Annotated in this window: 6 protein-coding genes; all 6 read right to left on the reverse strand. The window is 48.3% G+C overall.

Annotated elements, in window-relative coordinates; translation table 11 throughout:
* Positions 1-134: 134 nt before the first annotated feature.
* Positions 135-2,288: a carbon starvation CstA family protein gene (locus MYB54_RS15985; RefSeq protein ID WP_014914560.1), complete on the reverse strand. Its 2,154-nt coding sequence runs from the start codon at positions 2,286-2,288 to the stop codon at positions 135-137.
* Positions 2,289-2,580: 292 nt separating this feature from the next.
* Positions 2,581-4,626 carry a discoidin domain-containing protein gene (locus MYB54_RS15990; RefSeq protein WP_248721051.1) on the reverse strand — a complete coding sequence of 682 codons (2,046 nt, stop codon included), beginning with the start codon at positions 4,624-4,626 and terminating at the stop codon, positions 2,581-2,583.
* Positions 4,627-4,791: 165 nt separating this feature from the next.
* On the reverse strand, positions 4,792-6,810 hold the full coding sequence (locus tag MYB54_RS15995) for a discoidin domain-containing protein (protein ID WP_014914558.1): 2,019 nt from the start codon (positions 6,808-6,810) through the stop codon (positions 4,792-4,794).
* A gap of 163 nt (positions 6,811-6,973) precedes the next feature.
* A complete protein-coding gene (locus tag MYB54_RS16000; RefSeq protein WP_248721052.1) occupies positions 6,974-8,986 on the reverse strand; it encodes a discoidin domain-containing protein in 2,013 nt (670 codons plus the stop codon).
* Between the two features lie 163 nt (positions 8,987-9,149).
* Complete coding sequence (locus MYB54_RS16005; RefSeq protein WP_014914556.1) at positions 9,150-11,165, reverse strand: discoidin domain-containing protein; 2,016 nt, start codon at positions 11,163-11,165, stop codon at positions 9,150-9,152.
* 245 nt (positions 11,166-11,410) lie between these two features.
* Positions 11,411-13,060, reverse strand: coding sequence for a bifunctional UDP-sugar hydrolase/5'-nucleotidase UshA (ushA, locus tag MYB54_RS16010; RefSeq protein ID WP_039499043.1), 1,650 nt, complete (start codon positions 13,058-13,060; stop codon positions 11,411-11,413).
* Positions 13,061-13,647 lie beyond the last annotated feature (587 nt).

Here is a 13,647-nt window from a genome sequence, read left to right on the forward strand (position 1 = left end):
GACCATCGCCTGCAATAGCGGCTAGATAAAAGATACCCTGTATAACGTTATACATTATACAGGGTATCTGTACCCGTCATCTTTCACGTTCAGCCTTGCTAGCTGTCTCGCAAAATCTGACGGGCGCGAATCACTTAGTGGCCGGAAGAGACTTTCACGCCACCTTCAGGAACCGGAACATACGGGGTTTCCTGATCGGTACGCTCAGCCACTTTACGTGCAGCCAGTGCCGCTTTAATACCGTACGCAATAATGCTGTACACCACGATCAGGAACAGAATGCTCAGACCGGCGTTGGTATAGTTGTTGGTCACGATATGGTTCATGTTCGAAATCTGCTGCGCGCTCAGATCGGCCCCACCTTCCGCAATTTTGCCCTTAAACATGTTCGCCATGTAGAAGAAGCCTTCCAGCTGAGGATTGTCGCTGAACAGTTTCAGACCCAGCGCCCAGGTAGTACAAATCAGCAGCCAAATCGCCGGAACCAGCGTTACCCAGATGTACTGTGTACGCTTCATCTTAATCAGGATAACCGTACCCAGCACCAGCGCTACCGCAGCCAGCATCTGGTTAGAGATACCGAACAACGGCCACAGGCTCTTCACGCCGCCCAGCGGATCGACCACGCCTTGATACAGCAGGTAGCCCCACAGACCGACGCAGCCGGCTGTACCGATCATACCGGCAACCAGGGAGTCGGTTTTCTTCAGGAACGGAACGAAGTTACCCAACAGGTCTTGCAGCATGAAGCGGCCTGCACGCGTACCCGCATCCAGTGCTGTCAGAATGAACAGCGCTTCAAACAGAATACCGAAGTGATACCAGAAGCCCATGTTGGCACCAGGAATGATCTGGTGGAACACGTGTGCGATACCGACAGCCAGAGTAGGTGCACCACCTGCACGGTTCAGAACGGAAGGTTCACCGATGTCTTTCGCCGTTTGCAGAATCTGCTCAGGAGAAATCACGAAGCCCCAGGAGCTCACGGTCGCCGCCGCGTGTGCGGATACGTCCTGCAGCTGTGCCAGAATCATCGGCGCATCTGCTGTGCCCAGACGGTGCAGATCCGGCATCGTAATACCCAACGCCGCCGGCGGGGTATTCATTGCGAAGTACAGACCCGGTTCGATGATAGATGCCGCAACCAGCGCCATCACTGCCACGAAAGACTCCATCAGCATGGCGCCATAACCGATGAAACGCGCATCGTTTTCGTTAGCCATCAGTTTAGGCGTAGTACCGGAAGCTATCAGTGCGTGGAAGCCAGATACGGCACCACAGGCGATAGTAATAAACAGGAACGGGAACAGCGTACCTTTCCAGACCGGACCTGTACCATCCACAAACTGCGTTACCGCTGGCATTTTCAGGTCAGGATTCAGAATTACGATACCAATCGCCAGACCGACGATGACACCAATTTTCAGGAAGGTCGCCAGATAGTCACGCGGTGCCAGAATCAACCATACTGGCAGCAGTGCGGACACGAAGGCATAGCCAATCAGCGTGTAGGTGATGGTCGTATCTTTGAAGGTCAGTGCCGGCCCCCAGTACGGGTCATGTGCCACTACGCCACCAAACCAGATTGCCAGCACCAGCAGCACGATCCCGATGACCGAGATTTCGCCGACTTTACCCGGACGGATAAAGCGCATGTAAACGCCCATAAACAGCGCGATCGGCACCGTAGAACACACGGTAAAGACGCCCCACGGACTTTCTGCCAGTGCTTTCACCACGATCAGCGCCAGCACGGCAAGAATGATGATCATGATAAGGAAGCAGCCGAACAGCGCAATCGTACCCGGTACCGGGCCTAATTCTTTCTTAACGATTTCGCCTAACGACGCGCCGTTACGACGGGTCGAAATAAACAGAACCATGAAGTCCTGCACGGCACCCGCCAACACCACGCCGCCCAGCAGCCATAAGGTGCCCGGCAAGTAGCCGACCTGCGCGGCCAGCACCGGCCCAACCAGCGGACCCGCCCCTGCGATAGCGGCAAAGTGGTGCCCGAACAGGACGTTACGGTTCGTCGGAACATAGTTAAGACCGTCGTTATTCACAACGGCGGGGGTTGCTCTGGTCGGATCTAACTGCATGACTTTTTGTGCGATATACAGGCTGTAGTATCGATAAGCCACGAGGTAAACGGCGACAGAAGCAACAATAATCCATAATGCACTGATATGCTCACCGCGGCGTAGTGCGACTACGCCAAGGCAGGCAGCCCCGATGATTCCAAGAATCATCCAGGGGATGTGTTTAAGAATGGAACTGCTCTTCATAAGACATCCTTCAATTAAAAATCACAATCGTTTGATTTTGTTAGCTTTAGAAAAATAAACCCTGGTAATGCGTCGTGCGATAACGCGGGTTATCGCGTATTTCAGATAAAAGAAAATAGTGGCGGCACATTACGCCATCGCGTACGCGCGTGGAGCAGGTATTTGGGTAGGCGGCAGAATAGCGAGCTAAGCGGTTAGAATGACGCAGTAAGTGGCTGGGGATAAATTGGGCGGTATAAAACGAAAAGGCCGCGACGTTCGCGGCCGGTAGAGTGTTGAATGTGGTGAACGATTACGGAACCTGATACGCCAGCTTGTAATTACCTGACGTCGCGGTGCGGAATGTCACGCTGTCCGTGCGCCAGCGGATTTCCACTTCCGCAGGCGACTGCACTTTCCAGTTGGACGCATCGTTGACGTTCAATACCAGTCGATCAATGGTCGCAACATCGGCCACCGGATCGGTGATATCGAGTGCGAACGAAAATGCGAGAGCGTCCGGCACACCATTATTGGATGTAAACAGCTGCGCCCACTGTGCCGCCGTAATAGCGCCGAGTTCGGCTGGCGTCATACCGTCTGCAATCAGTGCTTCTGCGCCTGTGGTATCGGCGGACAGCGCACCGACATCCACCCACGCCCCGTTCCGCAAGACATGCCAGTTAATCAGATCCCGCGTCACAGCGACACGCACTTTACCCTTGCCCGTCTGCGTTGCGGTTAGTGTTGCGGCATTAATCTGTGACCATGAGCCCGCTGATGTTAATAATTTCTGAGTTACTGACTGTGCTAATGGAGTATATATTGTACGTACACTAATCGGCTGAGCAGAAATCAGTTTTACAGAAGTAGTGAAATTAGGCAGTGTCGTATTTAATGAATCAACACTTGATACACCTAAAAGATTTATTTTTTCAGAAGTCAGCTCACCAGTGATTTCAGTCAGTACGTTACCTGAGAAACCATAGTTTTTCCCACCCGTGTTGATGACGAACTTTTCATTCGGTGAGAAAAATTTTAATTCTGAAATAGTGACATATGGGCTACTACCATTAATAGCCGTAATTAACAGACGGTAAGTTTTGTAACTAGCGGATTGTGAGAGAGTAAAGTTTCTCACCGCACCGGGATCATTATTCATATCGTCGGTAACGGAATGTAAATCACTCCATGTTACACCGTTATCATTACTGCCCTGAAGTTTCCATGTTCGTACATTTCCCATATCCAGTTGGCTACGGTTGGTAATTTGATAACCACCGATGGCTTCTTTAGATGGTAAATCAATTTGTAGCCAGTGAGGACGTGCAACAGAAGGTACCCATGTGCCATCAGTTCCCCAGCAGTTAGGCGGTGGGCCTGAATTATTAGAACCATCGAATGCGATAAAGGCTTTATAGGTCCCTAGAGACTCATTAGACGCACTCGCTGTATAACCTACAGGTAATGTATTAGACGTCATTAAAGGAATGACAGACGAAGAAGATGCATTTATTAACGAAATGTCTATCTCTTTTCCATCGGCTTTTATTTCAGCAGAATAAAAATCCCCGTCAGGGATGAACTGATAGTTTGAACCAGTATAAAGACTCGCCATGCCATCAAAAATAACCGCACTCGTCACGTGATAATTTGGCTCACTCGACGCATTAAAGTCATCAACAACGTAAGTCTGATTTGCTGCACCGACTTCTTCTTTCAGCGCATACGCCGCGAGATTGAATGTATTTTGTGAACTAACACTAAACGTATGACTTTGTCCTGCCGTTGCGCCCTGACGATCGGTAACGATATAGCCAGAATCGCCTGTGCCCGAACCACCAACAGCACTGATAATGGTTTTCTCATTCACCGGGTTATAGCTCAGCGTCACGCCCGCCCCCGCTTCCAGCGAGGAATGGATGAGCTGCTTCGTTTTTTGCGCGTAGTCGGTGATGTCCGCTGTAGTGTGCGTGTGATCTGCGGCCGCAACCCCCATTTGCGCTGGCGTCGGTGAAAAATCACCGCTGCCCAGCAGCGACTGGCCAAAGAGCGTGCGGATAGTGGTGCCAGAAACTAGTGCATCCTGCTTTGCATTCCAGATCGCTTTTTCATCCGGCGAGGCAAATTTTCTGGTGGCGGTTTCGGTAATCTGATCGGCCGTATAATCGCCTGGTTGTGCGGTTACAACGCCAGTTCGCCCAAATACCGAGGTAACACCAGAAACTCCAGGTTCCTGGCCACTTCCGCTATCTGAATGGCAGCAAGAGTGAGGATTAAGCTGAATAGGCGGATTAACAGTACATGTTGATTTACCCGTACTGTCACAGACATTAATTTCAATATTTACGCTTTGCATTATGCTGATGACTCCGTTGGTGAGGGTACATCAGGAGTATCGTTTATTTGACGCCCGTATTATTTTAAAGCGATTTACTAACTCACTGTTCATTTATCTATAAAACCCAGAATGAAAAAAGGCCGCAAATATGCGGCCATCCAAACGATATACTCTGAAAAATAATTACGGAACCTGATACGCCAGCTTGTAATTACCTGCCGTCGCGGTGCGGAATGTCACGCTGTCCGTGCGCCAGCGGATTTCCACTTCCGCAGGCGACTGCACTTTCCAGTTGGACGCATCGTTGACGTTCAATACCAGTCGATCAATGGTCGCAACATCGGTGACCGGATCGGTGATATCGAGTCCGAACGCAAATGCGATTGAGTCCGGCACGCCATTATTGGATGTAAACAGCTGCGCCCACTGTGCCGCAGTAATACCTCCGAGTTCGGCTGGCGTCATGCCGTCCGCAATCAGTGCTTCTGCGCCTGTGGTATCGGCTGACAGCATACCAACATCCACCCACGCCCCGTTCCGCAAGACATGCCAGTTAATCAGATCCCGCGTCACAGCGACACGCACTTTACCCTTGCCCGTCTGCGTTGCGGTTAATGTTGCGGCATTGATTTTTGACCACACGGCAGACGTCAGTGATTTTTGAATAATGATTTGCGAGTACGGTGTATATAGTGTTTCCACATCGATTTCGTTAGCCGAAAATATTTTTATCGGCATGAGATCGTTTAGTTGCGAGTTCTGAATTTCTCCCGATGAGTCAAACCCAGACATTAAAAAATCATTCGCGTCATGCGGTTCAGGTACTACAGATAGTATTCCAGAACGTGATGAATACCAGTCGTTTGAGCGGGATTTAATCAAAACACTATTTTGTGAATATAGCTGAAACTCGCCTATTGTCACTCCGAGCCCATTCCCATTAGTTAGAGTGACAAATAATCTATATGACGTAAAATACTCGGGATTGGGGATAGTAAAAAATCTCTCCCCCGCAGTTTCAGTATTTACATCATTAATAACGGAATGCATTGTTTTCCATGAATTCCCGTCATTGCTAGCCTGTAACTCCCATGTTCTCGGCGTTGTAAAGTCTACGAACGTTCTGTTTTTTGCTCCTCTATTTTTTATCATATATGAACCAATCATCATTGGCTTTTGAAAATCAACTCGTAGCCACTGCGGATTAGTTGAATTCAGAACGTTTTCTGATGCCCAACAATCACCCGGAGCCGTTGTTTGCGTAATTCCATCAAATGCTCTGTATGGAGGGAAATTGGGCAGACTTGATGTAGATGCGGATACGGTATAGCCGTCTTGGCTATTTGACGTCATTTTAGGTATTACAGTTTTCTTTACTGTATTAATTGATATCAACTCACCACCAGTTTTGATTTGTGATGAATAAAACGCATTATCACTAATTAATGAGTAAGTCTCGCCGCGATACAAATTTACCGTACCATCAAAAATAGCATCATCCGTTGCATCATAATTTGCTTTACTGGATGCCCCGAAATCATCAACAACGTAAGTCTGATTTTCTGCACCCGCCTCTTCTTTCAGCGCATACGCCGCGAGATTAAATGTATTTTGTGGACTAATGCTGAATGCGTGGTTTTGCCCTGCAGTTGCGCCCTGACGATCGGCAACGATATAACCCGAACCGCCGCTGCCGGAACCACCAGCAGCATTGATGATGGTTTTTTCATTCACCGGGTTATAGCTCAGCGTCACACCCGCCCCTGCTTCCAGCGAGGAATGGATAAGCTGCTTCGTTTTTTGCGTGTAGTCGGTGATATCCGTGGTGGTATGCGTGTGACCCGCGGCCGCAACGCCCATTTGTTCAGGTGTCGGTGAAAAATCACCGTTGCCCAGCAGCGACTGACCGAAGACCGTGCGGATAGTGGTGCCAGAAATTAATGCATCCTGCTTCGCATTCCAGACTGCCTTTTCATCCGGCGAAGCAAATTTTCTGGTGGCGGTTTCAGTGATCTGATCGGCAGTATAATCACCCGCTTGTGCAGTGACAACGCCAGTCCGTCCGAATACGGAGGCAACGCCGGAAACACCGGGTTGCGGTTCGCATTCGTTATTAACATGGCAACACGTATGGGGATGAACCGTACATGTTGATTTTCCTGTACTGTCACAAACATTAATTTCAATATTGATATCTTTCATAGTATTGATTACTCCGTTAATAAAACGAATAAGGAGTATCTCTTATTTTCACAGTGCATTATTTCAACGCACTTTACTAATCCATCGTTTCCTTTTATATAAAATCCAGAATGAAAAAAGGCCGCAAATATGCGGCCATTTGAGGATGTCATCGGGAGAAGAATTATGGAACCTGATACGCCAGTTTGTAATTACCTGCCGTCGCGGTACGGAATGTCACACTGTTGGTACGCCAGCGGATTTCTACTTCCGAAGATGACTGCGCTTTCCAGCTGGACGCATCGTTGACGTTCAACACCAGTCGATCAATGGTCGCAACATCGGCCACCGGATCGGTGATATCGAGTGCAAACGCAAACGCGAGTGAGTCCGGCACTCCGTTATTGGATGCAAACAGCTGCGCCCACTGTGCCGTCGTAATACCGCCGAGCTCGGCTGGCGTCATACCATCCGCAATCAGTGCTTCTGAGCCTGAGGTATCGGCTGACAGCGCACCCACATCAACCCACGCCCCGTTCCGCAAGACATGCCAGTTCACCAAGTCCCGCGTCACAGCGACACGCACTTTACCCTTGCCCGTCTGCGTTGCGGTTAGTGTTACGGCATTGATTTTTGACCACACGGTAGACGTCAGTGATTTTTGAATAGCAATCTGCGTATAAGGAATATACGACGACCGTAAATCAATTTGAGCACTACCAACAATCTTGATTGGCAGCAAATCAGAGATTGATTCATTTGAAATCCAGCCTGAATGAGTAAACCCACTGTCAAAATCAGCCGAGGAAATCTCAGTCAATGAACCATTATTTGCAGAATACCATTTACCCTTGCTGCTAATTAAAACTTTTTCAGACTGAAATAGGTTAAATTTCTTTAATGTCAGGTAGTTATTGTTATTGCCACCAGCGGTAACAAACAGCCGAAAACTCTTATATTCTCCCGCAGGCGAGAAATTATAGCGACGGACAGCGCCGAGCGTATTATTGACATCATTATTTACAACATGTAAGTCATCCCAGCTTGCCCCCCCATCATTAGAGCCCTGAAAAATCCAGTCTTTCGGACCATTATTATAAATGACCGTTCTGTTAGCAAAGCTATAACCGGAAATTGTTGTCGGAGTTGGTAGGTCAACCCTAATCCAGTGAGGATTGGCTACAGTCGCAGCATTTAACCCTCCCCAACAATCATATTCATTGCTAGATAAATTATTGTCATTATCAAATGCAAAGTAGGGTAAAAATTGAGGTCTGGACATATCACTGGCACTAATGACATATCCGATTGGATTTGTATTTGATGTCATTTTCGGAACAACAGATTTTGCAACAACGGAAAGATTAATCGACTTTCCATCAGCTCGAACTGGTGCAGAATAAATACCATCATGGTTATTAAGTGTGAATAGACCGCCGGTATATTCATGCATTGCGCCATCAAAAATAACCGCATTGGTCGCATTGTAATTCGGCTCACTCGATGCATTAAAGTCATCAACAACGTAAGTTTGATTTACCGCACCTGCCTCTTCTTTCAGCGCATACGCCGCGAGATTAAACGTATTTTGTGGACTAATGCTGAATGCGTGGTTTTCCCCTGCCGCTGCGCCCTGACGCTCGGCAACGATATAACCCGAATCGCCTGTGCCCGAACCACCAACAGCACTGATAATGGTTTTCTCATTCACCGGATTATAGCTCAGCGTCACACCCGCCCCGGCTTCCAGCGAGGAATGGATAAGCTGCTTCGTTTTTTGCGTATAGTCGGTAATATCCGCTGTAGTGTGCGTGTGATCTGCGGCCGCAACGCCCATTTGCGCTGGCGTCGGTGAAAAATCGCCGCTGCCCAGCAGAGACTGGCCAAAGAGCGTGCGGATCGTGGTGCCAGAAATTAATGCATCCTGCTTTGCATTCCAGACTGCTTTTTCATCAGGCGTGGCAAATTTTCTGGTGGCGGTTTCAGTGATCTGATCGGCGGTATAATCACCCGCTTGTGCGGTTACAACGCCAGTCCGTCCGAATACGGAAGCAACGCCCGAAACACCAGGCTCCTGACCGCCGCCATTGTCTGGATGGCAACAAGAATGAGGATTAAGCTGAATAGGCGGATTAACAGTACAGGTTGATTTTCCTGTACTGTCGCAAACATTAATTTCAATATTGATATCTTTCATAGTATTGATGACTCCGTTAATAAAAAGAATAAGGAGTATCTATTATTTTCACAGTGCATTATTTCAACGTACTTTACTAATCCATCTTTTCCTTTTATATAAAACCCAAAATGAAAAAGGCCGCAAATATGCGGCCATCCAAACGATATAATCTGAAAAATAATTACGGAATCTGATACGCCAGCTTGTAATTACCTGCCGTCGCGGTGCGGAATGTCACGCTGTCCGTGCGCCAGCGGATTTCCACTTCCGCAGGCGACTGCACTTTCCAACTGGACGCATCGTTGACGTTCAGCACCAGTCGATCAATGGTCGCTACGTCGGTGACCGGATCGGTGATATCAAGTGCAAATGCAAACGCGAGAGAATCCGGCACGCCGTTATTGGATGCAAACAGCTGCGCCCACTGTGCCGTCGTAATACCGCCGAACTCGGCTGGCGTCATACCGTCCGCAATCAGTGCTTCTGCACCTGAGGTATCGGCTGGCAGCGCGCCAACATCAACCCACGCCCCGTTCCGCCACACATGCCAGTTAACCAGATCCCGCGTCACAGCGACGCGTGCTTTACCGTTGCCAGTTTGCGTCGCGGTTAATGTTGCGGCATTGATTTGTGACCAAAAACCAGCAGAAAGCCGAGCACGCTGAATTGCTATCTGGGATTGTGGCGTGTAACGAACGTCAACATGTATCCCTTCCCCTGAATATATATTGCCAGATGAATATTGTTGGATATTTCCTGATGCGGTAAAGCCATCACGAATAAAATCACTAACGCTGGCTGGAACCGGAACATTAGACAAAACGCCATTTTTCACGGTAAACCATTGTTCACCATCTTTCAGTAACATCTTTGAGCCCGTGAATAATGATAATTCCTTGATACACACAAAATTATCACCGCCATTTGATGCCGTGAACAATAATCGATACGACACGTATCGCCCTGGCGTAGATACTGTAAATCGGCGGACAGCGCCCGATGTGTTATTTTCATCATTTGATACAGTATGTAGAGTGATCCAATCATTATCATTATTGCTACCCTGTAATTGCCACGACCTGGGATTTGACAGTCCAGCATATACACGGTTTGTGATTGCATATTCAGTAATAAATTGATGACTAGGGAATGTTAAACACAACCACTGTGGATTACTGTTTGTCGGCCTCTGATTTGAGGCCCAACAGTCACGCACATTATTTGGGCTGGAATCATTTCTATCAAATGCAATATATGCAGGATATGACGGAGAATATATTGATGACGCAGATGCAACATAACCCCGATCAGAATCGGCAGTCATTGCAGGTACAATTGACCCGCTTAGTATACTAATTGAGACCGCACGATTGCCAGTTTTAATCGCTGATGAATAAAACTCACCGTCTTTAGCAAGTTCAACGCTTCCGCCAGTATCTGGATGCAGCGTACCATCCCAAATAACTGCATTGGTCGCGTTGTAATTAGGCTCGCTCGATGCATTAAAGTCATCAACAACGTAAGTCTGATTCGCCGCACCGGCTTCTTCTTTCAGCGCATACGCTGCAAGATTAAACGTACTTTGTGGACGAATACTGAATGCATGATTTTGCCCTGCCGTTGCGCCCTGGCGTTCGGCAACGATATAACCCGAACCGCCGCTGCCGGAACCCCCAGCAGCACTGATGATGGTTTTCTCATTCACCGGATTATAACTCAGCGTCACACCCGCCCCAGCTTCCAGCGAGGAATGGATAAGCTGCTTCGTTTTTTGCGTGTAGTCGGTGATGTCCGCTGTGGTGTGCGTGTGACCTGCGGCCGCAACGCCCATTTGCGCTGGCGTCAGTGAGATATCACCGCTGCCCAGCAATGATTGCCCAAAGAGCGTGCGGATGGTGGTGCCAGAAATTAATGCATCCTGCTTTGCATTCCAGATCGCTTTTTCATCCGGTGAAGCAAATTTTCTGGTGGCGGTTTCGGTAATCTGATCGGCCGTATAGTCGCCGGGCTGTGCGGTTACGACACCGGTACGTCCGAATACGGAGGTAACGCCAGAAACACCGGGTTGCGGCTCGCACTGATTATCCATATCTACATGGCAGCAAGTGTGGGGATCAGTTTGAATAGGGGGATTAACAGCACAGGTTGATTTTCCCGTGCTGCCACAGACGTTGATTTCAATATTTACGTTTTTCATAGTACCGACTACTCCGTTAGTTAGGGTGTATCAGGAGTATCGTGTATTTGGCAGGTCTGTTATTTTAAAGCACTTTACTAAACATAAGATTATTTAATCAATTAAATCAGCAAATTAGATTTAATCCCTTATGGGAATTAAAGGTTTAACTGCGGCATGATTATCTCAGGATAACCCCAAAAAATGGCGGTTTATGTCATCAGTGAAGAGACAAGAACCGCCATCATTATTTGTTAATTAATTTGTTACTTATAAACGATCTCACCTTTCGGTGCATAGGCTTCCGCATCCAGCGGAGAATGCTTCTCGATGTACTGCTTCAGCACTTCAGCGTCGACAAAACCGGTGTTCACATAGCCCGGCAGATTATCAAGGCGCGGATAACCATCGCCACCCATCGCATTAAAGTTCAGCGTTGCCATACGGTAAACTTTATCTGCCTGCAACGGCTCGCCTTTGATTTTCACGTTCTGTACGCCCTGCCCGTCTGCTGTCAGGCTGACGTTAAGGAATTGCGCATAGGCTCCAGAATCCACCTTTTTATTTGCCGCGACAGCCAGGTACTTCTCGACGTCGCTGCCTTTCATATCCACATAAACCAGCGTGTTGGCAAACGGTTGAACCTTCAGTACATCTTTATAGGTGATATCACCGGATTCAATTGAATCGCGTACACCGCCGCCGCTCATGATGGCAAAATCAGCTCCTGCACGCTCAAGCTGTGCAGACAGCAGCACGTGCGCCAGATTGGTCTGACGGAAACGCACCTGATTGCGATCGCCTTCCAGCTTGCCTTTCACGCTACCGATCTTGATACCCAGCTGTGCCTGCCCTTTTTCCTGGAACGGCGTCAGCATTTTCATGACGTCAGGATCTTGCGTGATTTCATGCGTATAGAAAACACGCTCGGTCTTGCCGTCTTTCTCTACCTTTTTCTTCAGGTTGATCGGGATCAGTTGGTAATGCTCAAGTTTCAATTCACCATTGCGGAATGTGAAATCGGCACGGCCGACATATTTACCCCACTCATGCGCCTGAACAATCCAGGTGCCGTTCTGACGATCGGGAGCACAAGGCGTGCCCGGCACATAATCCACCTGCTTTTTATTTTCCTGCGCCATGCAGACCGGATCCTGCGAGTGGCCGCCGACAATCATGTCCAGATAGCCAGCAGGCAGGCTACGCGCCATTTCCACATCACCCGGCGCATTAGAACCGTGATTACCGTCGTCATAGTGCCCCATGTGCGTCGCGGCAATAATCACATCCGGCTTTTCGCTCTTACGCAATTGCTCAACAACCTGCTTCGCTTCCGTAGAAGGGTTACGGAATTCGATATCGGTAAAATACTCAGGATTGCCTAATTTGGCCGTATCATCCGTTGTCAGGCCGATAACTGCGATTTTCACACCTTGCTTGTCGAACAGGGCATAAGGCTTAAACAAGCGCTGACTGGTGCTTTTTTGGTAGATATTGGCCGATAACAGCGGGAATTTCGCCCATTTCTCCTGCTGACGCAGGACAGACAGCGGATTATCGAATTCGTGGTTGCCGAGTGCCATTGCATCATAGCCGACCATGTTCATACCGCGGAAATCTGGCTCGGCATCCTGCAAATCGGACTCAGGCACACCGGTATTAATATCACCACCGGAAAGCAGCAGTACGCTGCCACCTTTACTCGCCACTTCCTGACGGATCTGATCGACCAGCGTTTTTTGTGCGGCCAATCCATATTCACCGTGATCGTTATGCCAGAAATGGCCGTGATGGTCATTGGTATGCAAAATAGTGATGGCGTATGTTTTGTCTTTTTCCCAAGCCATTGACATTACAGGTGTTAGTGCGAGCGATACCGCCATCGCACATCCCAGAGCTTTTATTGAAAAGCGCATGATAAATCTCCGTTTATTTTAAAGACCCAGTGGGACCACTGAGAAATTCATCACACAAATTAGCACAGCAAGATGAACAATGCGCGAGGCGTATTCACGCTGTCCGCCAGCAATGTGCGATAGCCGACAAAATCAGATGAGGTATAGCAGAGAGAGTGATATCACGCTGGCTTGGCACTGTCGTCACGCCGTCACGAACTCTTGCTAATATGAATGCTTCATCGGAATAATCCAGCATCACACCGTTTATCCTCTGTTTTCCGGCGTTTTACGCCGGTGGATAAAATTATTCCGCTGAATACACAGGAAAGCAGTAAGGCATTACTGCCAAGAACATCACGCTATCAGAATAATTACGCATGTTTATCAATGCTTATCGCGAGAAACCATCCTTAAATCTGTGTTACACTACCTTTAACTGGAGAAACTGATATTTTTCATAAAATACCACTTTTATCCAAGCAACATTTCGCTATATGCAATAGAATTTGTGTATACCCAGAATAATTGGCGTTGCAGCCAGACAGCAAACGAACGAATCCCAATACGCTTTTCGGTACATAATAAGAGTGATAAGGGTACGTAAG

The organism is Pectobacterium nicotianae (assembly GCF_023272715.1).
Taxonomy (GTDB): Bacteria; Pseudomonadota; Gammaproteobacteria; order Enterobacterales; family Enterobacteriaceae; genus Pectobacterium; species Pectobacterium brasiliense.